At 65.9% G+C, this 23,084-nt stretch carries 22 protein-coding genes and 1 riboswitch; of the genes, 11 read left to right on the top strand and 11 right to left on the bottom strand.

Features of this window, described 5'->3' with window-relative positions:
* Positions 1 to 7: 7 nt before the first annotated feature.
* Entirely contained in the window at positions 8 to 271 is a 264-nt protein-coding gene (locus ACTEK7_RS16955; RefSeq protein WP_035996955.1) for a hypothetical protein, read from the top strand.
* A gap of 200 nt (positions 272 to 471) precedes the next feature.
* Here ACTEK7_RS16955 and ACTEK7_RS16950 read toward each other — a convergent pair whose 3' ends face one another.
* Positions 472 to 1,212 (bottom strand): helix-turn-helix domain-containing protein, encoded by a 741-nt coding sequence (locus ACTEK7_RS16950; RefSeq protein WP_225147387.1) that lies wholly within the window; start codon positions 1,210 to 1,212, stop codon positions 472 to 474.
* Between the two features lie 126 nt (positions 1,213 to 1,338).
* Between ACTEK7_RS16950 and ACTEK7_RS16945 the strand changes: the two genes are divergently transcribed.
* Complete coding sequence (locus tag ACTEK7_RS16945) at positions 1,339 to 1,758, top strand: nuclear transport factor 2 family protein (protein WP_225147388.1); 420 nt, start codon at positions 1,339 to 1,341, stop codon at positions 1,756 to 1,758.
* Positions 1,759 to 1,799: 41 nt separating this feature from the next.
* Here ACTEK7_RS16945 and clpB read toward each other — a convergent pair whose 3' ends face one another.
* A complete protein-coding gene (gene clpB / locus ACTEK7_RS16940; protein ID WP_035996950.1) occupies positions 1,800 to 4,439 on the bottom strand; it encodes an ATP-dependent chaperone ClpB in 2,640 nt (879 codons plus the stop codon).
* Between the two features lie 239 nt (positions 4,440 to 4,678).
* Here clpB and ACTEK7_RS16935 point away from each other — a divergent pair, with 239 nt between their 5' ends.
* Positions 4,679 to 5,467: an MOSC domain-containing protein gene (locus tag ACTEK7_RS16935; RefSeq protein WP_225142819.1), complete on the top strand. Its 789-nt coding sequence runs from the start codon at positions 4,679 to 4,681 to the stop codon at positions 5,465 to 5,467.
* A gap of 128 nt (positions 5,468 to 5,595) precedes the next feature.
* Here the strand turns inward: ACTEK7_RS16935 and ACTEK7_RS16930 are convergent, their stop codons facing one another.
* Complete coding sequence (locus ACTEK7_RS16930; protein ID WP_109142255.1) at positions 5,596 to 6,249, bottom strand: TIGR02594 family protein; 654 nt, start codon at positions 6,247 to 6,249, stop codon at positions 5,596 to 5,598.
* Between the two features lie 213 nt (positions 6,250 to 6,462).
* Here ACTEK7_RS16930 and ACTEK7_RS16925 point away from each other — a divergent pair, with 213 nt between their 5' ends.
* A complete protein-coding gene (locus ACTEK7_RS16925; protein WP_225147389.1) occupies positions 6,463 to 7,326 on the top strand; it encodes an alpha/beta fold hydrolase in 864 nt (287 codons plus the stop codon).
* 116 nt (positions 7,327 to 7,442) lie between these two features.
* Here ACTEK7_RS16925 and metW read toward each other — a convergent pair whose 3' ends face one another.
* Together metW and metX are read right to left on the bottom strand one after the other, a co-directional pair.
* The gene (metW, locus tag ACTEK7_RS16920; protein WP_035996939.1) at positions 7,443 to 8,105 is read right to left on the bottom strand and encodes a methionine biosynthesis protein MetW; all 663 of its coding nucleotides are present in this window, start codon (positions 8,103 to 8,105) and stop codon (positions 7,443 to 7,445) included.
* Between the two features lie 2 nt (positions 8,106 to 8,107).
* Positions 8,108 to 9,310 carry a homoserine O-acetyltransferase MetX gene (gene metX, locus ACTEK7_RS16915; protein ID WP_225134394.1) on the bottom strand — a complete coding sequence of 401 codons (1,203 nt, stop codon included), beginning with the start codon at positions 9,308 to 9,310 and terminating at the stop codon, positions 8,108 to 8,110.
* 94 nt (positions 9,311 to 9,404) lie between these two features.
* Positions 9,405 to 9,484: riboswitch (SAM riboswitch) on the bottom strand.
* A gap of 156 nt (positions 9,485 to 9,640) precedes the next feature.
* Here metX and ACTEK7_RS16910 point away from each other — a divergent pair.
* The 3 genes from ACTEK7_RS16910 to ACTEK7_RS16900 are packed head-to-tail and all read left to right on the top strand — an operon-like array spanning position 9,641 to position 12,553.
* Positions 9,641 to 10,489, top strand: coding sequence for a chorismate mutase (locus ACTEK7_RS16910; protein WP_036040392.1), 849 nt, complete (start codon positions 9,641 to 9,643; stop codon positions 10,487 to 10,489).
* Positions 10,490 to 10,523: 34 nt separating this feature from the next.
* Positions 10,524 to 11,621 carry a histidinol-phosphate transaminase gene (hisC, locus tag ACTEK7_RS16905; RefSeq protein ID WP_225147390.1) on the top strand — a complete coding sequence of 366 codons (1,098 nt, stop codon included), beginning with the start codon at positions 10,524 to 10,526 and terminating at the stop codon, positions 11,619 to 11,621.
* Positions 11,618 to 12,553 carry a prephenate/arogenate dehydrogenase family protein gene (locus tag ACTEK7_RS16900; protein WP_225128579.1) on the top strand — a complete coding sequence of 312 codons (936 nt, stop codon included), beginning with the start codon at positions 11,618 to 11,620 and terminating at the stop codon, positions 12,551 to 12,553. Before hisC ends, ACTEK7_RS16900 begins: the two co-directional genes overlap by 4 nt.
* A gap of 119 nt (positions 12,554 to 12,672) precedes the next feature.
* On the opposite strand, the gene ACTEK7_RS16895 is transcribed toward ACTEK7_RS16900, so the two are convergent.
* A complete protein-coding gene (locus ACTEK7_RS16895; protein WP_035996928.1) occupies positions 12,673 to 13,857 on the bottom strand; it encodes a DUF2125 domain-containing protein in 1,185 nt (394 codons plus the stop codon).
* Positions 13,858 to 13,967: 110 nt separating this feature from the next.
* Here ACTEK7_RS16895 and ACTEK7_RS16890 point away from each other — a divergent pair, with 110 nt between their 5' ends.
* A complete protein-coding gene (locus tag ACTEK7_RS16890) occupies positions 13,968 to 14,579 on the top strand; it encodes a gamma-glutamylcyclotransferase (RefSeq protein ID WP_109142250.1) in 612 nt (203 codons plus the stop codon).
* Between the two features lie 97 nt (positions 14,580 to 14,676).
* On the opposite strand, the gene ACTEK7_RS16885 is transcribed toward ACTEK7_RS16890, so the two are convergent.
* From ACTEK7_RS16885 to ftsE, 4 genes are all read right to left on the bottom strand, one after another.
* Entirely contained in the window at positions 14,677 to 15,447 is a 771-nt protein-coding gene (locus ACTEK7_RS16885; protein ID WP_035996922.1) for a lysophospholipid acyltransferase family protein, read from the bottom strand.
* Between the two features lie 11 nt (positions 15,448 to 15,458).
* A complete protein-coding gene (locus ACTEK7_RS16880; RefSeq protein WP_225147391.1) occupies positions 15,459 to 16,163 on the bottom strand; it encodes a YdcF family protein in 705 nt (234 codons plus the stop codon).
* 282 nt (positions 16,164 to 16,445) lie between these two features.
* Positions 16,446 to 17,414: a cell division protein FtsX gene (locus ACTEK7_RS16875; protein ID WP_225147392.1), complete on the bottom strand. Its 969-nt coding sequence runs from the start codon at positions 17,412 to 17,414 to the stop codon at positions 16,446 to 16,448.
* Entirely contained in the window at positions 17,407 to 18,066 is a 660-nt protein-coding gene (gene ftsE, locus ACTEK7_RS16870) for a cell division ATP-binding protein FtsE (protein WP_057028593.1), read from the bottom strand. The genes ACTEK7_RS16875 and ftsE overlap by 8 nt, the downstream gene beginning before the upstream one ends.
* Before the next feature lie 180 nt (positions 18,067 to 18,246).
* Here ftsE and ACTEK7_RS16865 point away from each other — a divergent pair, with 180 nt between their 5' ends.
* Both ACTEK7_RS16865 and ACTEK7_RS16860 read left to right on the top strand, forming a co-directional pair.
* The gene (locus ACTEK7_RS16865) at positions 18,247 to 19,125 is read left to right on the top strand and encodes an MJ0042-type zinc finger domain-containing protein (RefSeq protein ID WP_225128574.1); all 879 of its coding nucleotides are present in this window, start codon (positions 18,247 to 18,249) and stop codon (positions 19,123 to 19,125) included.
* A gap of 37 nt (positions 19,126 to 19,162) precedes the next feature.
* Positions 19,163 to 19,537 (top strand): response regulator, encoded by a 375-nt coding sequence (locus ACTEK7_RS16860; protein WP_035996894.1) that lies wholly within the window; start codon positions 19,163 to 19,165, stop codon positions 19,535 to 19,537.
* 203 nt (positions 19,538 to 19,740) lie between these two features.
* On the opposite strand, the gene ACTEK7_RS16855 is transcribed toward ACTEK7_RS16860, so the two are convergent.
* Complete coding sequence (locus ACTEK7_RS16855; RefSeq protein ID WP_225147393.1) at positions 19,741 to 22,401, bottom strand: TIGR02302 family protein; 2,661 nt, start codon at positions 22,399 to 22,401, stop codon at positions 19,741 to 19,743.
* Between the two features lie 169 nt (positions 22,402 to 22,570).
* On the opposite strand from ACTEK7_RS16855, the gene ACTEK7_RS16850 reads away from it, so the two are divergent.
* The gene (locus ACTEK7_RS16850; protein ID WP_028134137.1) at positions 22,571 to 22,954 is read left to right on the top strand and encodes a carboxymuconolactone decarboxylase family protein; all 384 of its coding nucleotides are present in this window, start codon (positions 22,571 to 22,573) and stop codon (positions 22,952 to 22,954) included.
* Positions 22,955 to 23,084: the final 130 nt, after the last annotated feature.

Here is a 23,084-nt window from a genome sequence, read left to right as displayed (position 1 = left end):
ATCGCTCATGACGCGCCTCTCACGCGACGATGTCGTCAAGGCCGTGGACCGCGCCGATGACGTCACCATTGCCCAGATCATCGGGACCGGCGCGACCGCTGAGGAGCTTGCTGAGGCCCAGGCCTGGCTCGCCAACGATGAGCCGATGATCAACGATCTGCGCCCGCTGGCGCAGGGCCGGGTGCGCGAGCTGGTGGATATTTTGTCGGAGCTGGAGGAGGACGAGGAGGACGGCGTCGAGCCGCGCTCCGCCTCGGCCCCTGGCAACTAGCCAGACAGCAAAACAGGACGCCCCGGAGAGGTGACCCTCCGGGGCGGCTTTCATTTCAGATCCTCACCCTCCGGCTGGTTCACGAGATACTCGGACCGAGGTTCGAGGCCATGATGATCAGCATGTCGCGGAATCGACGGTGCGGCCCTGGCCATCGGCAGCAGCCGTCGTCGAGTACCTGCAACAGCACGTCGCAGACATTAATCCGCGCGCACCCGTGCGAACAATTCCGACGGCATCATACCGAACATGTCGCGGAAGGCCGTGCTGAAATGCGCGGAGCTGGAAAAGCCCGCGCCATGCGCGGCCTCGGTCAACGATTGGCCTTGTGCGACCGCCCGCGCGGCAGCGCCGATCCGGGACCAGATCCGGTAGCGGCGGAGCGGCACACCCGTGACGTCCTTGAAAAGATGCAGGAAGCGCGAGGACGAAAGTCCGGCCCTGCGGCCGAGTTCAGCAAGGGTGTGCGAACCGCTGGGCTGCTCGCGCATCCGCTCGATGGCGGCGGCAATTCTTGCATCTGGCTGCGGACTTGATCCGATCCCAAGCATATCGCGGGCTGCTTGCTGCGCGTCCTCAGATGCGAGGCGTCGCTCCGCGATGGCGCCGAACAGCGCGACGACCGACCTCTCGTCGATCATGTCGAACGCGGCCCTCGATTCGACCTCCTTCATTCGTGAGCGAAGCGCCTCGATATCGCGGCCGAGGGGATCGACATAGAGGAAGGCCATCCGTCCAGCATCGGTGCGGAGATGGTGCAGACTGTTGGGCATGATCAGCACGCTGCGGGTCTCGCGATAAGACGGTGAGCGCGCCCTCGGATCGTTAGCTACGCCTATCGCCCCGTCGAGCGCGACGGCCAGCACGCCGGTGGCATTGCGGTGGGGCGTCAGCCCGAAGGCTGGACCGAGATAGAGCACCCGCGCGTCCCAATCGAGCATCCGCGCCCTCTTTGGTCCGCCGCTGGGCGGCGTGCTGATAGCCAGTTCCTGAAAGCCGGAAGGCGAGGTCATGCCTCATCATAGCGCACCGGCACAGCGCTGCCGATGACCCGGGAGATCATATCGATGGACAGAGTTCTGGTAGATGACGCCGCACAAATCGCCGCGATCCGCGCCGCCGTCACGCGCTACGCGACCGCCTGGCAGGCCGGTGACCGCGCCGCGATCGCCGCCAGCTACCACGATGAATTCATGCTGCACTATGCCGGCCATAATCCGCTCGCCGGCACTCACCGCGGCAAGGCGGCCGCGCTTGCCACTCTGGCCGAGGTCGCACGCCGCTCCAACCGAAAACTGCTCGCCATCGATGACGTGATGGCCGGGCCGCGGCGCGGCGCCATTCTAGCACGGGAATCATTCAGCCGGGACGGTCGCACGGCTGAATTGGAACGGTTGCTGGTCTATGCCGTGCGTGAAGGCCTGCTGAGCGAATGCTGGGTCTACGACCGCGATCAGGCAGTGGTGGACGCGTTCTTAGCGGATTGAAAACGCCCTCCGCGAGGTTGGCGCGGAGGGCGTGTATTTCATCAGTTCAGCTTCCGCTTCGCCACCGGCGCCTCGAACTGGGTGATCTCGGCGGTCTGCGGCGCCTTGCCGTTGAAGGTCAGCACATTGCCTTCGGACGAGATCGCGACATTGTCGCCGTCCCTGACGTCGCCGGCGAGGATCATCTCGGCGAGCGGGTCCTGGAGGTAGCGCTGGATCACCCGCTTCAAGGGCCTTGCGCCGTAGGCGGGATCCCAGCCCTTGGCAGCGAGCCAGTCGCGGCCCGCGGCATCGAGGCTCAGCACGATCTTGCGATCGGTCAGGAGCTTCTGCAGCCGCGCGAACTGGATCTCGACGATGCGTCCCATCTCGCTGCGCTGCAGCCGGTGGAACAGGATGATCTCGTCGACACGGTTGAGGAATTCGGGGCGGAAGTGCGCCCGCACCATTCCCATCACCTGCTCGCGCACGGCCGAGGTGTCCTCGCCCTCCGGCTGGTTCACCAGATATTCCGAACCAAGGTTCGAGGTCATGATGATCAGCGTGTTGCGGAAGTCGACGGTGCGGCCCTGGCCGTCGGTCAGACGGCCGTCGTCGAGCACCTGCAGCAGCACGTTGAAGACATCAGGATGCGCCTTCTCGATCTCGTCGAACAGCACCACCTGGTAGGGTCGGCGCCGCACCGCCTCGGTGAGCGCGCCGCCCTCGTCATAGCCGACATAGCCCGGTGGCGCGCCGATCAGCCGCGAGACCGAGTGCTTCTCCATGTATTCGGACATGTCGAGGCGGACCATCGCGGTCTCGTCGTTGAACAGGTACTCCGCGAGAGCCTTGGTCAGCTCGGTCTTGCCGACGCCGGTCGGCCCTAAGAACATGAACGAGCCGGTGGGGCGGTTCGGGTCCTGCAAGCCGGCACGCGAGCGGCGCACGGCGGTTGCGACCGCACGCACGGCCTCGGCCTGGCCGACGACGCGCTTGCCGAGCTGCTCCTCCATCTTCAGGAGCTTCTCCTTCTCGCCTTCCAGCATCTTGTCGACGGGCACGCCGGTCCAGCGCGAGACCACCTGCGCGATGTGGTTGGCGGTAACAGCCTCCTCCATCATCTCGCCCGAGTTCTCCTTGGCTTCGATATCGGCAAGCTGCTTCTCGAGCTGCGGGATCCGTCCATAGGCCAGCTCGCCGGCCTTCTGAAATTCGCCGCGCCGCTGCGCATTGGCGAGCTCGACACGCAAGCCGTCGAGCTCGGCCTTCAGCTTCTGGGCGTCGGAGAGCTTGTTCTTCTCCGCGCTCCAGCGCGCCGTCAGCGCCGCCGACTTCTCCTCGAGCTCGGCCAGGTCCTTCTCCAGGGTCTGGAGCCGGGACTTGGAGCCGACATCGCTTTCCTTCTTCAGCGCCTCCTGCTCGATCTTGAGCCGGATGATCTCGCGGTCGAGCGAATCCAGCTCTTCCGGCTTGGAATCGACCTGCATCTTCAGCCGCGCCGCGGCCTCGTCCATGAGGTCGATCGCCTTGTCAGGCAGGAAGCGGTCGGTGATGTAGCGGTTGGACAGCGTCGTCGCCGCAACAAGCGCGGAATCGGTGATCCGCACGCCATGATGCTGCTCATACTTGTCCTTCAAGCCGCGCAGGATCGAGATGGTGTCCTCGACCGAGGGCTCGCTGACGAAGATCGGCTGGAAACGCCGGGCCAGCGCGGCGTCCTTCTCGACGTGCTTCTGATATTCGTCGAGCGTGGTCGCGCCGATGCAGTGCAGCTCGCCGCGCGCGAGCGCCGGCTTGAGCAGGTTGGAGGCGTCCATCGCGCCGTCGCCCTTGCCGGCGCCGATCAGCGTGTGCATCTCGTCGATGAACAGGATGAAGGTGCCCTCGCTCCCGGTCACTTCCTGCAGCACGGCCTTCAGCCGCTCCTCGAACTCGCCGCGGTATTTCGCGCCGGCGATCAATGCACCGAGGTCGAGCGAGAGCAGCTTCTTGTCCTTGAGGCTCTCCGGCACGTCGCCGTTGACGATGCGCAGCGCGAGGCCTTCGGCGATGGCGGTCTTGCCGACGCCGGGCTCGCCGATCAGGACGGGATTGTTCTTGGTCCGACGCGAGAGCACTTGAATCGTGCGGCGGATCTCCTCGTCGCGGCCGATGACCGGATCGAGCTTGCCGTCGCGCGCGGCCTGGGTGAGGTCGCGGGCATACTTCTTCAGGGCATCATAAGCGTTCTCAGCGGTCGCGCTGTCGGCCGTGCGGCCCTTGCGCAGCGCCTCGATCGCCGCGTTGAGGTTTTGCGGCGTGACGCCGCCTTTGCTCAGGATGGTGCCGGCCTCGCTGGTCTTTTCCAGCGTGAGCCCGAGCAAAAGCCGCTCGACCGTGACGAAGCTATCGCCGGCCTTCTCGCCGGCCTTTTCGGCCGCATCGAAAGTGCGGGCCAGCTCGGGCGCGAGATAGATCTGCCCGGCACCGCCGCCGGAGACCTTCGGCACCTTGTTGAGGGCGTCCTCGGTCGCCTTCAGGATTGCGCGGGAATTGCCGCCAGCGCGGTCGATCAGACCGGCGGCGAGCCCCTCATTGTCGTCCAAGAGGACCTTCAGCACATGCAGGGTTGAGAACTGCTGGTGCCCCTCGCGCATGGCGAGCGACTGCGCGGACTGGATGAAGCCCCTGGAGCGTTCGGTATACTTCTCGATATTCATCTTTTCTGTCCCTCGGCCTGCCCTCGGGGCCCTCTAAGGCACCCCAAACGGCATCTTCATTGGGTTTCCAATTACCGCATTGACGTTTCTCAACCGGTAACGGTCGTCTTTTGCCGGCGTTGCCGCCGGCCTGGGCCAGATGTGGGAAGCAGGTTGCGGATGCGAAAGAGGCTACTTCACAATTTCGTGCGCGGACGGGCGGGCTTGGCGATGGCGGGCCGAATCCCTTAAGTAGCGGCATGACAGCCAGCCATACCGCCGAGATCACCGGCCTCTACCGCTACCCGATCAAGGGCCTGACGCCGGAGCGCCTGTCGCACGTTCCTTTGCGGGTCGGCCAGACCCTGCCGGCCGACCGCCGCTACGCCATCGAGAACGGCCCGAGCGGGTTCAACCCCGAGGCGCCCGAATGGAAGCCGAAAATCCAGTTTCTGATGCTGGCGCGCAATGAGCGGCTGGCCGAGCTCGACAGCCGGTTCGACGACGAAACCAACGTGCTGACCATCCGCAAGGATGGCCAGATCGTCGCCAGCGGCGATCTCGAGACCGCCGCCGGGCGCGCCGCCATCGAGGCCTATTTCACAGAGAACTTTCAGCCCGAGTTGAAGGGCCCGCCCAAAATTCTCTCCGGCCGCGACCACAGCTTCTCCGACGTCGCCCGCAAGGTCGTCTCCATCATCAATCTCGACAGCGTCCGCGCCATCGAGACCATGCTCGGCGGCGTCGCCGTGCATCCGCTGCGCTTCCGCGCCAATCTCTACGTGAAAGGCTGGCCGGCCTGGTCGGAGCTCGACCTCGTCGGCCAGACGCTCGCGATCGGGCAGGCCAGACTGAAGGTGATCAAGCGCATCGTCCGCTGCCCGGCCACCAATGTCGACCCCGAGACCGCCAAGCGCGATCTCGAAATCCCGCCCACGCTCTCGCGCCATCTCGGCCATATGGACTGCGGCATCTATGCCGAGGTGATCGCCGACGGTGACGTCGGCGTCGGCGATGTGGTGGCGGTGGAAGAGCCGAAGCTGCTGTGAGCTAACTCCGCTGCCGTAGGGTGGGCAAAGGCGCTCTTGCGCCGTGCCCACCATCTCGTCGAGCGGAGGGAGGTGGTGGGCACGCTTCGCTTTGCCCACCCTACGAGACCGTCGCTACAGCTCCACCGTCAGTTCGGCATCACATACGCATAGATCTTGCCGCGCGAGACCGGGGCTTCGCGGACGCGGTTGCCGTTGTTGCCAGAGATCATGATCGGATTACCCTGCGCGTCGATGCCGGTGATGATGCCGACATGACCGCCGCGGCGGCCGCGCGACATCACGGCGATGGCACCGACCTGCGGTCCGGAGATGCGCGTGCCGTAGCGCGCGAACGAGCTCGCCATGTCGGAGCCGGTGCCCCGATGGCCGGTATGCTCCAGCACCATGTTCATGAAGCGCGCGCACCACAGGCGGCCGCGCCCGGTCGGATTGCCGCCGATATGGCGGCGCGCCTCGGAGACGAGACCCGATCCTCCGCTGAAGCCTCCGTTCATGCCGGCACCGCTGGCATTGGCATTCGGATCATAGCTCGCCTGGGTGTCGGCGAAGCCGCTTGCCTGCAATTGCGCCGCGCTGCGCTCGAAGCGCGAACTGCGGGCATGATGGCGATAGTGACGGTGGTGATGATGTCTGGCGTGATGCACGTAACCGTGCCGCTCCGCGCTATGACGATGATACGGCCGTGCCGAGGCCGGAGAAACGAACACGGCGAACGCCGCGAAGAACAGCGCCAGCGCGACAACACAACGCGACAGGCGAGACGCAAACAACTCGAACATTCTTCATCCTTCTTGACACCCCCACTTCCCGCCGGCCCGTGCAATGGCCGACATCCGTTTGGCCGTTAAGCCGCCCGATGTGGCGAGAAAAAGACGCAACGCCCGCGAATGGCTGCAATGATTTTGTGTTCGTGCTCGGCGCTGCTGCCGCATTGCCGACAACAGAATTAACTGCGATCCTCGAACACGGCTTGAAACAGAGGGAAACGGTTAATGCCCCACGCCACGACCAGGGACGGCGTCCGCATCTATTTCGAGGAGGCGGGCCAGGGAACGCCGATACTTTTTCTGCACGAGTTCGCGGCCGACTACACCAATTGGGAGCCGCAGATGCGCTACTTCTCGCGTGGCCATCGCTGCATCACCTATTCGGCGCGCGGCTACACGCCATCGGACGTGCCTGACGGCGAGGTCTACACCTACACGCATTTCTACACCGATGCGCTTGCGGTGCTCGATCATCTCGGCATCGAGCGCGCGCATCTCGTCGGTCTTTCGATGGGTGCCTATTCCTCGCTGCAGATCGGGTTGAGCGCGCCGCAGCGCGCACTGTCGATGACGCTCGCCGGCGTCGGCTCCGGCTCGGAACTCGAGAACCTCGACGATTGGCGCAAGCAGTGTCGCGCCAATGCCGAGCAGTTCGAGACGCTGGGCTCGGTGGAGGTCGCGAAAGTGACGCGCGAGGCGCCGAGCCGGATTCCGTTCCTGGTGAAGGATCCACGCGGGCATGCCGATTTCTACGCCGCACTGGCGCGGCACGATGCCATGGGATCGGCGCGCACCATGCGCGGATTCCAGGGCGGCCGTCCCTCGATCTACACGATGACGGACGCGATCAGAGGCGCGGCAACACCCGCGCTGATCATCTGCGGCGACGAGGACGAGCCTTGCGTGGGCGCCAGCCTGTTCCTGAAGAAGCACCTGCCCGCGGCGGGGCTCGCGATGTTTCCGAAGTCCGGCCACGTGCTGAACCTGGAGGAGCCCGCGCTGTTCAACGAGAGTGTCGAGCGGTTCGTGACGCTGGTGGAAGCAGGACGTTGGCCGGTGCGGGACCCGCGGTCGCTGGTTTCCCACTAGCTGTCATTCCGGGATGCGCCGAAGGCGCAGGCCCGGAATCCATCGGGCTGCAGGCGCTGTTGGACGATGGATTCCGGGCTCGATGCTTCGCATCGCCCCGGAATGACGGAGAGAAACTACTTCCCCCCGCCGCGGCTCAGCAAGAACACCGCCTGCTCGCCGAACATGTTCCACACCCACCAGGGCAGGTTCAGCGGCACCGGGCGGCCGTAGAGATCGAGCGCGACCGAGCGCTCCATCTTGACGTTGATCTCGTCGCAGAGCTGCACGAAATCCTTGATGGTGCAGAAATGGATGTTGGCGGTGTCGTACCAGGTCGCCGGCAGATTCTCCGTGCGCGGCATGTGGCCGCCGATCAGGAGCTGGAGCCGCATCTTCCAGAAGCCGAAATTCGGGAACGAGACGATGGCGCGGCGGCCGATGCGCAGCAGGTTCTCCAGCACGACCTTCGGCTGCCGCGTCGCCTGCAGCGTCTGCGACAGGATCACGTAGTCGAAGGCATCGTCGGGATAGTTGACGAGATCGGTGTCGGCATCGCCCTGCACCACCGCGAGCCCCTTGGCGACGCAGCGGTTGACGCCCTCGCGCGACAATTCGATGCCGCGGCCGTCGATGCCGCGGGTCTCAAGCAGCTGAAGCAGATCGCCGTCGCCGCAGCCGACGTCGAGCACCTTCGAGCCCGGCTTGACCATCTCGGCGACCAGCCGATGATCGGCGCGATAATCACCGGACGGCCTGGCCGCAACGCCGTCCAGCGGCAGCACTTCCTGCACGGACATCGCTAACGGTCCTCGAGGTTGAGCCCGCGGGCCTTGCCTGCCGATTGCAGGAAGGCCCGGGAGATGTCGAAGAATTCGGGCACGTCGAGCAGGAAGGCGTCGTGGCCGCGATCAGTCTCGATCTCGGCGAAGGACACCCGCGCGCTCGAGGCGTTCAGCGCGTGCACCAGTGCGCGCGATTCCGAGGTCGGAAACAGCCAGTCACTGGTGAAGGAGACCACACAGAAGCGGGTCTCGATGCCGGCGAAGGCCTTGGCCAGCACGCCGCCGTGGTCGGCGGCGATGTCGAAATAGTCCATCGCCCGCGTCAGGTAGAGATAGGAATTGGCGTCGAAGCGCTCGACGAAGGACGAGCCCTGGTAGCGCAGATAGGATTCGACCTGGAAATCGGCGTCGAACGAGAAGGTCGGCAGCTCGCGGTCCTGCATGCGCCGGCCGAACTTGCGGTGCAGCGCCGCGTCCGAGAGATAGGTGATGTGCGCAGCCATCCGCGCCACCGCGAGCCCGCGATGCGGATGGATCCCGCGATCGGCATAGCCGCCGCCATGCCAGTCGGGGTCGGCCATCACGGCCTGGCGGCCGAGCTCGTGGAAGGCGATGTTCTGCGCCGAGTGCCGCGTCGCGCAGGCGATCGCCAGCGCGGAGTACACGCGCTCCGGATAGGCGGCGGTCCATTGCAGCACCTGCATGCCGCCCATCGAGCCGCCGACGACGGCAAACAGCGTGTCGATGCCGAGCCGGTCGATCAGCATCGCCTGCGCGCGCACCATGTCCGGAATGGTGATGACGGGGAAGTCCAGGCCCCAGACCTTGCCGGTGGCGGGATTGATCGACGCCGGCCCGGTCGAGCCCATGCAGCCGCCGATCACGTTGGAGCAGATGATGAAGTAGTGCTTGGGATCGATGGGGCGGCCGGGGCCGACCAGCGTCTCCCACCAGCCCGGCTTGCCGGTGACCGGATGCACGTTGGCGACATGCTGATCGCCGGTCAACGCATGACAGATCAGCACGGCGTTGGAGCGATCGGCATTGAGCTCGCCATAGGTCTGGTAGGCGATCTGGAACGGGGAGAGATCGACGCCGCAATCGAGCCGCAGCGGCTGCTCGGTGCCGAAATGCGCAACCAGCGAGCTTGGATGATCCACCTCGTGCGACCGCTCGTCGGCGCTGATCGCAGGACTCGGTATCGACTTGACGCTACCCATCTCGGACATCGACCTCGTTTGCGACTGGCTGCTCGACCGCGCCGCTGACATCAGGCCATGAAAAACCCGGCCTGAACGATAGGTTCGGCCGGGATCGGAAGCGTCCCCGGCCTGTTTAGCGAGTTTTTTAACGTGGCTGCAAGCCGGCCGGCTCAAATGACCACGGAACGGGCAAAAGCTACCGTCTTGGGCGGTTTTCGTCAAGTCGCGGCCCGGATCGCCCCAATTCGCCTCTGCCGCGACGCCCGCAAAGCACGTCATTTCTCTTTGCTTTCGCCGCCCCGACTGCCTAATCAGGATATCCCCCACCGGAACGATCGACGACCAGACATGTCCCAACGTCCGCCCGCGCCACCATCGCTGCAGGAACTGCGCAAGGAGATCGACGCGATCGACGAGGGCATGCATCGCCTCCTCATGCAGCGCGGCGAGATCATCGATCGCCTGATCCAGGTGAAGCAGACCCAGGAGGTCGGCTCGGCGTTCCGTCCCGCGCGCGAGGCTGCCATGATGCGCGAGATCGTGCAGCGTCATCGCGGCATCCTGCCGCTCGACACGGTCGAGAGCATCTGGCGCGTCATCATCTCGACCTTCACTTACGTACAGGCGCCGTTCTCGGTGCATGCCGACATCTCGGCCAGCGAGGCGGCGATGCGCGATTCCGTGCGCTTCAATTTCGGCTTCACAGTGCCTTACGTCGCGCATTTCAGCGCACAGGCCGCGGTCGAGGCGGTAGCGAAATCCAAGGGTGATCTGGCAATGGTCTCGGCGACCTCGAGCCGCACGCCATGGTGGCTGGAGCTGGAAGCGGACGGCGCACCGAAGATCATCGCACGGATGCCTTTCATCGAGCGCGCCGACCATCCGGCCGCCTTGCCGGTGTTCGCGATCTCGCGCGTTGCGGACAGCGCCCTGGTGACGGAGGTCGAGACGTTCAGCGTGCGCGTCTCCGGATGGAACGCCGAGGTCGCCCGCGCGCTGTCGCCGCTCGCCGAGATCGTGGCCGTGCCCGATACCGCCTTCGACGGCGCGGCGCTGCTGGTCTCGGTCACCGGCGCGACCAGCATCGACAAGATCAGGGCTGCCCTGATCGAGGCGGGGGCCTCGGTGCGCTCTGTGGCCCTCGTCGGCAGCCACGCAACGCGCTATACGGTGCCCCCGACCGGGCCGAAATCGTAAAATCGCGAGCAGCCCAGCCTATCCGGAGTCCAAGATGTCCCGCCCCGTGCCGAATCCCGGCATTCTCGATATTGCGCCCTACACGCCCGGCAAGAGCCCGGTGCCGGAGCCGGGCCGCAAGGTGTTCAAACTCTCCGCCAACGAGACGCCGTTCGGGCCCTCGCCCAAGGCGATCGAAGCCTTCAAGCGCGTGGCAGATCATCTGGAGGACTACCCGGAAGGCACCTCGCGCGTGCTGCGCGAGGCGATCGGCCGCTCGTTCGGCCTCGATCCCAACCGCATCATCTGCGGCGCCGGCTCGGACGAGATCCTCAATCTGCTCGCGCACACCTATCTCAGCCAGGGCGACGAGGCGATCTCGACGACACACGGCTTCCTGGTCTACCCGATCGCGACCATGGGGAACGGGGCCAAGAACGTGGTCGCGCCCGAAACCAACTTCACTGCCGACGTCGACGCCATTCTCAAAGCCGTGACGCCGCGGACAAAACTGGTCTGGCTCGCCAACCCCAACAACCCGACCGGCACCTATCTTCCGTTCGACGAGGTCAAGCGGCTGCGCGCCGGCCTGCCCTCGCACGTGCTGCTGGTGCTGGACGCCGCCTATTGCGACTACGTCTCGCGCAACGACTATGAGATGGGAATCGAGCTCGTCGCCACCACCGAGAACACGGTGGTGACGCACACCTTCTCCAAGATCCACGGTCTTGCCGCGCTGCGCATCGGCTGGATGTTCGGGCCCGAGCACGTCATCGACGCGGTCAATCGCATCCGCGGTCCCTTCAACGTGTCGACGCCGGCGATGTATGCCGCGGTCGCCGCGATCGAGGATACCGCGCATCAGGCGATGTCGAAGCAGTTCACCGAGACCTGGCGCAACTGGCTCACCGAGGAGATCGGCAAGCTCGGGCTGAAGGTGACGCCGAGCGTCGCCAATTTCGTGCTGATCCATTTCCCGACGGACAAGGGCACGACCGCCGATGACGCCGACGCGTTCCTGACCAAGCGGGGGCTCGTGCTGCGCGGCTTGAAGAACTACGGCCTGCCGCATGCGCTGCGCATGACCATCGGCACTGAGGAGGCCAACCGCCTCGTCGTCGAAGGCTTGCGCGACTTCATGGGCGGCAAATGAGCGCGCAGGCGCACTTCCAGCGCGTCGCGCTGATCGGCTTCGGCCTGATCGGAGGCTCGATCGCCCGCGCTGCGAAGCTCCAGGGGCTTGCCGGTGAAATCGTCACCACCGCACGCTCGGAGAAGACACGCGCGCGTGTCGCCGAGCTCGGCATCGTCGATCAGGTGGTGGCGACCAATGCTGAGGCCGTGAGGGATGCCGATCTCGTCATCCTCTGCATTCCCGTCGGCGCCTGCGGACCCGTAGCGCAGGAGATCGCGCCGCATCTCAAGCCGGGTGCGATCGTCTCCGACGTCGGCTCGGTCAAGGGCGCTGTGGTCCGCGACATGGCCCCGCATCTGCCGGGCGGCATTCATTTCGTGCCGGCGCATCCGGTGGCAGGCACCGAGCATTCCGGCCCGGATTCGGGCTTCGCCGAGCTCTTCATCAACCGCTGGTGCATCCTGACCCCGCCTGATGGCAGCGACGCAGCGGCGACGGAGCACCTGCGCGCGTTCTGGGCGGCGATGGGCGCCAAGGTCGAGGTGATGACGCCGGATCATCACGACCTCGTGCTCGCCATCACCAGCCACCTGCCGCATCTGATCGCCTACACCATCGTCGGCACCGCCGACGAATTGGCGCAGGTGACGGAATCCGAGGTGATCAAATTCTCCGCCGGCGGTTTTCGCGATTTCACCCGCATCGCGGCGTCCGATCCGACGATGTGGCGCGACGTCTTCCTCGCCAACAAGGAGGCCGTGCTGGAGATGCTCGGCACCTTCACCGAGGATCTGGCCAAGCTCACCCGCGCGATCCGCCGCGGCGACGGGGAGGCGCTGTTCGACCACTTCACCCGCACCCGCGCCATCCGCCGCGGCATCGTCGAGATCGGCCAGGATTCCGCAGCGCCCGATTTCGGACGGCCGCATGCGGCGCTGAAGAAGCCGTGAGCCTGTAGCCCGGACAAAGCTGCGTAGCCCGGATGGAGCACAAGCGTAATCCGGGACAGTGCCAGCTGTGATCAAGAACCCCGGATTGCGCTGCGCTCCATCCGGGCTACGGGAGCCAACTAATACAGCGGCGGGATCTGACCGACCTTGACCGGGCCGAGCAGCACGGCACCGTCGACGAATTTCAGCGGGAAGCTCCGCGCTTTCTTGCCTTCCAGCGTGCTCTCGGTACCGATCGAATTGATGCCGGCGGCAACGCCGGCATTGGCGTTCTGCTTGATGACCTTGCCGAGGCCCGGCACGGCGCGGTCGAGCGCGCCGAACAGATTGTTGAGGTCCTGCGACTTCACGCCCGGCGCAACGCGGTCCAGCGTGGCCTGCGGCACGCCCTCCTCCAGCATCTTCTCGATGCCGAGCGCCGGGATCACGCGCTCGAGGCCGGTCACCGTCATCTGCAATTCGCCGTCGAGCCGGCCGTTGGGCGACAGGCCGAGCGTGCCGGCCGCGACCGCGATCATCTCGCCCTGCTGAATGCGCGACTGCACGATCTCGATGTGACCGCCGGCGGCCTGGATCTCGCGGAAGCGCTGCGGCCACGGTTTGGGCGTGAGGTCGGAGAGGCCGGTGATCTTGGCGCGGGTGTCCGCCTCGAACGGCTCGGAGAGCAGCGGATGCACGCCCTGGATGCTGCCCTGCGCGACATGGAGCACGGTCTCGATCACCGGATGATCGGCCGGCGAGCCATCGGCAAGGCGCCCGTGCAGCTCGACCTGCTTGGCGCGCGCAAGCGGCACCTGCACGCTGCCATCGAGACGGTTGAGGCTGGGGTCGTCGAACACGATGGAAGCGCGATCCGGCACAGCCGGCAGACCCGCCACACTGGCGCGGCCCTTGCTCCAATTCACGGTGAAGGTGTTTTGCGTAATGCCGTCGATCAGCGTGGCGGGCGCTGCGAATTCGGCGATGATGCGCTTGGGGTCGTAGACCTGGGCCACGACCAGGATGTTGTCGAGCTTGGCCGTGAACGGCGTCTTGCTCGCGTTCTGCGAGACCAGGGCGACGCTGGCGCCGGAGCACTGGACCTCGAAGCGGAACGGGAAGCCGGCGATCGAGCGCTTGGCACAATCATAGATGCGGCCGGCCTTGGCCTCCTGCGCCCGCCAGGCGTCGGCGACGATTTCGGCCTGCCACGCCGCATAGAACCAGAAGCAGGTCCAGCCGACGGCGAGGACCAGGACGAGAACGGGGGCGATGAAAAGGCCCCAGCGGGAGCGGCGGCCAGTGGCAACGGTCATATTGGACATGCGGCGACCCTTTGACGCCAGATTCAGGCAAATGTAAGCGGGGCGGGCCTGCGACGAAAGGCGCAGAAATCGCTTCGCTTGGGCGCAGGGTTCTGGTAGCCGTCCCCGAAATGTCCGAAATCACCCTCCCCTCCGTCACCACAGCCAAGGGCGACCTCTGGGTGTTCGGCTACGGCTCGCTGATGTGGCGGCCGGGCTTCGATTTCGAGGAGCGCGTCCCGGCGCGGCTGGTCGGCGAGCATCGCGCGCTCTGCGTCTATTCCTTCGTGCATCGCGGCACGCCGGAGAAGCCGGGCTTGGTGCTCGGACTCGACCGCGGCGGCGCCTGCCGCGGCATCGCCTTCCGCGTCGCCGAGAAGAACCGTGCCGAAGTGGTCGCATATTTGCGCGCACGCGAGCAGGTCACCTCGGTCTATCGCGAGGTGATGCGCTCGGTGTGGCTGGAGAACGATGCACGCCAGCGCGTCGCCGCTCTCGCTTACGTCGTCGACCGCGGTCATGTGCAATATGCCGGCCGCCTCTCGCTGGCCGAGCAGCACCGCCATGTCGTCCAGGGCCACGGCCAGTCCGGCGCCAACCGCGACTACGTCACCGCGACGGTGAAGGCGATCGAGGCCGAAGGCTTTCGCGACACGCAGCTGCATCAGCTTGCATTGATGCTGCATGGTGATGCGCATTCCCTGCACGCGGCGGCTCGGGACCAGGATCGGGAAAGCCGCTAAAGCATGATCCGGAAACGTGCGAAGCGGTTTTCCGGAAAGATCATGCGTAAACAACAACCTAAAGCGCGATGAAGATTCATCCCAATCTCATCGCGCTTTAGCCGGTCGGCGCGTAGCTCGGCGCCGAGCCGATCAACTGCTCCTGCTCCTTCCGTCCTGCTTCGACGAGCCGGGCGGTCGCGTCCTCGATCGCCGCTTGCACGCGTGCGAGAAACTCGTCCTTCGGCAGGCCCGGCGGCAACGGTTCGAGAAACTCGACCACCAGCGTGCCCGGATAGCGCATGAAGGTGCGGCGCGGCCAGAACAGGCCGGAATTGAGCGCGATCGGCAGGCACGGCACGCCGCAGGAGGAATAGATCTGCGCAAAGCCGGTCTTGTAATCGGGCGGCGCGCCCGGCGCACGGCGCGTGCCTTCCGGAAATATCACGAGCTGCTTTCCACTGCGCACCGCCTCGCGCGCGCGCCGCGTCATCTCGAGCAGCGCCTTGACGCCGGCATTGCGGTCGATCGCGATCATCCCGGTCTTGACCAGGAACTGACCGAACACCGGGATCTGCATCAGCTGGCGCTTGAGGATGAAGATCGGGCGATTGAAAAAGCCCGGCAGCACGAAAGTCTCCCAGAACGACTGATGCTTGGCCACGATCAGCAGCGGTCCTGTCGGGATCTTCTCCACCCCGCGGAATTCCACCTTGATGTTGCAGACCAGGCGCATCAGGACCAGCGTGGCCTTGGCCCACCATTGCGCCACCGTCAGCATGGCGCGCGGCGGCAATGCAAAGGTCGGCAGCGCAACGATCGCCAGACAGACCAGCACGGCGTAGAACAGCACGTTGAACACGAGCGATCGCAGGAAAATCAGGAACATCGATGGTCCGATCAATTGGCCTGCGCGGTGGCGGGCCGCTTCGGTTGCTGACCTGCAGGCTGCTCCGACATCTCAGGCCAAAGGTCAATCCCGAAATCCTCCAGCCGCACCCTGAGCTCGGCCGCAACGTACTTGACGTATTCGGACAGGAGCAGCCGCAGCGTCGAGCCTGAGATCCACCACGGCTCCTCGCGCCATTTTTCGCCGACCACCGCGAACGGGATCAGCGTCGTCCGCGGCATCGCATGCGAGAATTCCACCAGCGCGCGCGGCATGTGATAGTTCGAGGTGACCACGATCAGAGACGTAAACCGGCGCCCCTCGGCCCAGCGCCGCGCCTCCGCGGCGTTGCCGCGGGTCGAGAGCGCGGTGCGGTCGAGGTCGACGCAGCAGGTCATGAAGGACTGATTCTCCGGCAAGGTGCGGGAGATGTCGTTCGCCGTCGAGGTCGGATGCACGCCGGAAATCAGGAGCCGCCTGCCGTAGCCGGCAGCCAGCAGCTCCATCGCGTCCGATACCCGCGAGGAGCCGCCGGTCAGGACCACGATGCCGTCCGCCTTGCGATCGGGTACTTTCTCGGCCCCGCGCAATTGCGCCAGGAACGCAATGAAGCCCGCCGCCGCGCCGACGAAGGCGAGCGCGATCGTCGACACGATTGCCGCGCGCAGCCAGCCGCGCGGCAGTTTCGGCGATCGATCGTCGGTCGGCGAGCTCATGCGATGTCGGTGATCCCTTCCCGATCTGATTTTATGACGTTTTGAGGCGAAGTGGAGTCCGGTTTCTTCACCCTCTCCCCTTGTGGGAGAGGGTGGCATAGGCGGCCGCCGGCCGCCGTTCTTAAGAACGCCGATGCTTTGCATCGGCTATGGCGAAAGCGGCGAGACGGGTGAGGGGTTCTCTCCGCGCATTCACCTCGACATTTGTACGCGTGGACAGAACCCCTCATCCGGCGCTTCGCGCCACCTTCTCCCACAAGGGGAGAAGGGAAGAAAAGAAACTCAATCAACATCGTTCAATGTCGCGAACAGCGTTTGGCGCGAGGCGACTGCGGTAATGGCGCCGATCAGGACGGCCTGAACCGCGAGCACGATGTAGCCGGAGGGGCGCAGCGAGAAGGTGCCGAGCAGCGCGGCGAACTGGTCGCCGACGGGAGTCCCGGAAAACCAGCCTGCGATGGACTCGGAGAAGCCGAACATCAGCATGGCGGCACCGCCGCCGATCACGCCGCCCTCCAGGCCCAGCCTGAGGAAATGACGCAGGAAGTGGTTGGCGATGTAGCGGTCGCCGGCGCCAACGAAATGCAGGACCTCGACGATCGGACGGTTCGCCGCCATTGCGCCGCGCGTCGCGAACGACACCGAGATGATGGTTGCGACGATGACGAGCGCGAGGATGCCGAGGCCGGCCAGCACGGTGGCGTTCGTCATCAGGCGCATGCGCTCGATCCAGGCGCGGTGATCGTCGACGCTGGCGCCCGGCGCGACCTGCGCCACGCGCGCGCGCAAGGCGCCGAGATCGAGCGGCGTGCCCGGCTGCACGCGCGCGATGATCATGCGTGGCACCGGCAGATCGTCCATCGACAGGCCGGTGCCGAGCCAGGGCTCGAGCAGCTTGCCGCTCTCGTCCCTGGTGAACGGCTTGACCTCGACGATACCGGCTTGCGTGCGCATCGCTTCCGCCACGGCGGCGGTGTCGCGATCGAGATCGCGGCCGGCCTGCGGACGAATCTGGATGGTGATTTCGCTCGCGACATCCGATTGCCATTCGGCGGCGGAGGCACTCACCAGCAGCACCGTGCCCGTGGCCATCGAGGCGAGGAACGTCATGATGGCGACCACCGCGAGCAGCGCTCTGCCGTGGATCGAGGCGCGCGGCACGATCGGCGACATGTTGCGCGCCTTGGCCGGAAGCTGCGGACGCTCCTGCCCGAGATCGACCAGCACGCCGCGCTCGTCCAGCCTACTCATAGACGTGCAGCCGTCCCTGGTGCAGCACCAGGCGCCGCGCCTCGTACTGGTCCATCAGGCCGATGTCGTGGGTCGCGATGATGACGGCGGTGCCTGATTTGTTGAGCTCGATGAACAACCGCAGCAGCCGACGGCCGAGCGTCGGATCGACGCTGCCGGTCGGCTCGTCCGCGAGCAGCAGCTGCGGCCGCGAGATCACGGCGCGCGCGATCGCGGCGCGCTGCTTCTCGCCGCCCGACAGGATCGGCGGCAGCGCGTCCATGCGGTCGCCGAGGCCGACCCAGCGCAACAGATCGATCACCTCCTTGCGGTAGCTCGACTCGCTGCGGCCCATGACGCGGAATGGCAGCGCGACGTTCTCATAGGTCGTCATGTGATCGAGCAGGCGAAAATCCTGGAGTACGATGCCGATGCGCTTGCGCAGGTCTGCGATCTCGTCCTTGCCGAGCTGCGAGATGTCGTGGCCGAACAGATTGACGAGGCCCCGCGTCGGTCGATGCGACAGGAACAACAGGCGCAGCAGCGACGTCTTGCCGGCGCCGGACGGTCCGGTGAGAAACTGGAAGGAATGCGCGGGGATCTGGAAGGTGAGGTCGCGCAAAATCTCCGGCCCCAGACCGTAACGCAATCCGACATTTTCGAACCGAACCAAGCTCAGCTCCGTTCGAGAGGAGGCGCGGGCCGCCTTGCGGCGCTCCGCCATACGCGATCAACGGGTTTTGCCGCCGTTATGGTTTCCGGTTCGTTAACGGTCGCCCAGTAGCATAAGGGGCGCCCGGTCTCCGCGACCGTGGCATCGTCAAGACCTTCGTTCATGCATCAAGGCTCGTCCATGCATATCGTCTGCCCCCATTGTATGACATCCTACGCCATCAAGCTCGCGAGCCTTGGGGCGAACGGGCGGGCGGTCCGCTGCTCCCGCTGCAAGGAGACCTGGATCGCCCACGCCGAGGATGCCATCGAGGAGGCGTCCGTTCCGGCCATGGCCGCGGCCAGCCGAGCCGACGACCAGTCCGACCTCGCCGAACAATGGAACTCCTATGCCAAGGACGACGGCGCCACTGATACGCCGGTCGTCGATAGTCCCTCGATCGCCAGCGACTGGCCGGATGAGGAGACCCGCGAGACCGAGGACGAATGGTCGGCAGCGGCCCGGCAGGCCGAAGAGGAGGCCGTCGGCGCGCAACACCAGTCCTGGTTCCGCAGCCTGTTCCCCCGCCGCGGCGCGCGGGTGAGCCGCCCGGTCGCCACCACAGCTCCGCGCAAATCCTATCTTGGCCTGCCGACCGCCTGCGCCGCGATGGGCGCGCTGGTGCTGGCACTGGTGCTCTGGCGCGGCGACGTGGTGCGGCTGCTGCCGCAGACGGCAGCGTTCTACAAGATGGTCGGGCTCGAGGTGAACTTGCGGGGTCTCGCCTTCAAGGACGTCAAGCTCTCCAGCGAGACCGTGGACGGTAAACAGGTGTTGGTGATCGAGGGCGTCATCGTCGGCGAGGGCAAGAAGCCGCTCGACATTCCGCGGCTGCGTTTTGCCGTGCGCGACGCCCAGGGCGCGGAGATCTATGCCTGGAATGCGGTGCTGGAGCAGACCGTGCTGCGGCCAGGTGAGCGCGCCTTCTTCCGCTCGCGCCTGGCCTCACCGCCGCCGGAAGGCCGCAACATCGACGTTCGTTTCTTCAACCGGCGCGACATTGCCGGCGGCAGCGTATAATCGCCCCCCAGGGGAGGTTGATACCAAGGTTCGTCTCATGCCGAAGATCTTGATCGCCGACGACGAGGATTCGATGCGCGCGCTGGTGGCGCGCGCCATTGCCATGGACGGCCACGAGACCGTCACCGCCCAGGACGGCGCAGAGGCGCTGGAGATCCTGACCCGCGAGGATGGCGCCTTCGACCTGTTGCTCACCGACATCCAGATGCCGGTGATGGACGGCATCGCGCTGGCGCTCTCCGCGGCGCGCGATTTTCCCGACCTGACCATCCTGCTGATGACCGGCTTTGCCGACCAGCGCGAGCGCGCCTCGAACCTGAACGCGCTGGTGCATGACGTCGTGACCAAGCCGTTCTCGGTCGCCGATATCCGCACGGCGGTCGCCGATGCGCTGGCGGCGAAGAAGGGCTAGCGTCGGCGGTATCCCCATATCGTCATTGCGAGCGCAGCGAAGCAATCCAGACTGCCGTCGCGGAAAGACTCTGGATTGCTTCGCTGCGCTCGCAATGACGAAAACTGTGGCGCGATCGTAGCCCGCATCAGCGCAGCTAATATGCGGGAACACTGCCCCGGATGTCGCTGCGCTCATCCGGGCTACGAGAACTGAGCCGTCCCTCAAAACTCCTTCAGCAGCCGCTCGAGATAATCGAGCTCGATCTGCGGCCGCGAGGGATCGCCGAGACGGCGGCGGAGCTCTTCGAGAATGCGGCGGACACGCTGCGTGTCGATCTCGCCGGGAATCTTGACCGTGTAATCGTCGCCATATTCGCGCCCATGCAGCGGCCGGCCGAGCGGATCGGTCTGGTTGCCGCCGCTCTGCTGCCGGCCGGCACGCTGGCCGGGGCCGTCGCCCTGGCCGTCGCCATCGCCCTGCTGCATCGCCTCGGCCATCTTCTGCGCACCCTTGCGCATGGCGTCGAGTGCCTTGCCCTGCGAGTCCACGGCGCCGTCGGCATTACCCTCGCCGAGCTTTGATCCGGCATCGCCCATGGCACCGTCGGCTGCATCCAGGCTGCCGTCATCGCCCTGGTCGCCATCCTGATCGCCGTTCTGGCCGGGCTGGCCCTGCTCGCCTTGCTGACCCTTCTGGCCCTTCTGTGCCTGCTGACCCTTCTGCCCCTTCTGGGTGAGGCCGCGCTTGGCAAGCTCGTCCTGCAGCTTCTTCAGGCGATCGCGCAGTCCCTGCTGGTCCTGCTGCAGCTCCGACATGGACTGATCGCCCTGCTGCTGCTTGCCGCGCGAGCGGTCGCGCCGGGAATCCTGGCCCTGCTTGAACGTCTTGTCGCGCAATTGCTGCTGCTTGCGGATCATGTCGCCGAGCTCATTGAGCGCCTGCTCCATGTCACTCTCGCCGGACTGCCCCGGCTGCGCCATCTGCAGGCCTTCCAGCATCTGCTGGAGCTGGTCGAGCAACTGCTTGGCCGCATCCTTGTCGCCGGAGCGCGACAGGCGCTCCATCCGGTCGATCATGTTCTGCAGATCCTGCTGACGCAGGACCTTGGTGTTCGGATCGAGCGGCCGCGCCAGCTGCTGCGGGTCATTGTTGTTGCGGAACTGCTCGGCGAGCTGGCGCATGAAATCGTTCAGCGCCTGACGCAGATCCTGCGTGAGCTTCTTGATCTCCTCGTCGCTCGCGCCGCGCTCCAGCGCCTGCTTCAGCGCTTCCTGAGCCGCGCGCAACGCCTTCTCGACGTCGGAGATCTTGCCGTCCTCGATCGTCACCGCAAGCGCCCACAGGCTCGCCACGACCTCGCGCAAGGCATCGTCGGTACGCGCCGCTTCGAGCTGCCGGGCCACGCTGTGCAGTCCGAGATATTGTCCCGGCTCCGGCGTGAACATCTCGGGCGCGATCATCAGCCCGTCGAGCGCGGCATAGACGTCCGAATTCTTGTTGGCGTCGAGCGCGAGGATGCGGCGCTGCTCGATCAATGCACGGGCCAGCGGCTTGGTGAAGAGCCGCTCGGGCAGGCGCATGTTGAACGGCTCGCTGGCGGCCTCGTTGCCGGCCTCGTCCTTGGCCGTGAGCGTCAGCGTGACCTCGGCGCCGGCATAGGGATCCTCGCTGAGATCCTTCACGGATTGCCCGACGCCGTTGCGGGTGCGCGCATTCGGCAGCGCGAGCGGGAATTTCGGCGGCTGGAACAGCGGCCGCGGCGCCGTCCTGCTGTCGCCATCGCCGACGGCGGCCTTCGGACCATCCTTAGGGCCATCCTTGACACCATCTTTGGCGTCGGTCGGCCGCGGGGCGAATTTCGCCTCGGCGCCGGTGACGCCGTAATCGTCCTCGATCTTGTAGGAGAGTTGGAGCGCGCCGCGCGCCTGGCGCTCCGGGTCCTTCGCGAGCGCGATCGTCGGTGGACGATCCGGCGTGGCGGCGAACGCCCATTGCGGCTGGCCGGAGGGCGCCCGGACCTGCGCGGTGCCGTCGCCGGAAATCGCGAAATGCTTTTCGTTGGTTCCCTTGGGGCCGGCTTCAGCCGGGGCGACCTCCTTGAGGCCGCCGGAGACGGCGACATCCAAATTGCCGCCGGAGGAGCGCACGATCAGGGTCGAGCCGGCGGGAACGGCGAGCGGGCCGCTGGCGGGCAGCGCCGCCGCTTCCTTGTTGGCGGCCGACAGGATGACCGGCGGCCTGCCGGTGTAGAGCGGCGGCGTGACCCAGGCATCGACGCGAACATTGGCCGGGGCCAACACCCCGTTCCAGTCGAAGGCGGCGCCAAGGCGCATCGCACGCTCGTCACCCGCGGCAAAGAAGGTCGCGACCAGCATCACCATCACGAGGGCACGCAGCGCCCAGGGGTCGTGAAGCGCGAGCCGGGGCTGCGGCACACCGGCGCGGATGCGCTTGATGGAGGCGAGCGTGCGCTCGCGCTGCGCCTGCCACAGCGCCTGCGCGACCGGGTCCTGTGAGGTCAGCGTGTCCGTGAGCGTGGTGGCCGGGCGGTGCCGGATGCCGGAGCCACGGTCGAGCCGGGCGAGCGCTTCTTCGCGGCTCGGCCAGCGGAAGCGAATCAGCGGGAACAGGGCGGCCGCCGCGATCGCGGCGAAGAGGGCGAGACCGACGGCCCTGGCCGTGAACGGCAGCGCCAGCCAGAGGCCGGCCCAGGACACCACCAGGAACAGGCCGACGACGGTCAGAAGGCGCGCCGCATTGGGCCAGGCACGCTCCCACGCGATGGCATAAGTTGCCCGATCAAGGGCCTGCGCCAGCTTCAGCCGCGACAGCGCATCGCCGTTGCGGATCGGGTCTGACGGCTCGGGGGTGACGCCGTTCAATCAACTCTCCAGGTTGCCCGGTAGAGCAGAGCCTATCACAACGGCAGCACTGAGGCATCCGTTCCCGTACGGGAGCGCCTCCTTTTCCCGCATAACACGAGGACGTGACTGGCCGGGTGCAACCCCGTAATTTCCGCGCGCCAATCTCGAGGGAAACGAAGGAAACGCCATGGACAAGAAGATGCACGACAAGGGCCTGGAAGTCCGCAAAGCTGTGCTGGGCGAGGCCTATGTCAACAACGCCCTGAAGAACGTCGACGATTTCAACCGCCCGTTCCAGGAGATGCTCAACGAATATTGCTGGGGCACGGTGTGGGGCCGCGAGGAGCTGCCGCGCAAGACCCGCAGCATGCTCAACATCGCTATGATCGCGATCCTCAACCGTCAGCACGAGTTTCGCGCGCACCTGAAGGGCGCGCTGACCAACGGCGTCACCCGCGAGGAGATCCGCGAGATCCTGATGCAGGTCGCGATCTATGGCGGCATGCCCGCCGCGGTCGACAGCTTCCGCATCGCGCGCGAAGTGTTCGCGGAGATCGACGGGAAGGCGTGAGACCCAGCGCCAATCTCAACTGTCGTCCCGGGGCGCGCGAAGCGCGAGCCCGGGACCCATAGCCACAGGACGATGTGGCTACGACGACTCGGAGCGGCGCCTTTGCGCGACGATTCCTCCCTGTGGTTAT

This window comes from Bradyrhizobium sp. JHI2711 (assembly GCF_056156565.1).
The sequence above is the reverse complement of the archived record's forward strand: the minus strand, read 5'-3'. Positions and strand labels throughout refer to the sequence as shown.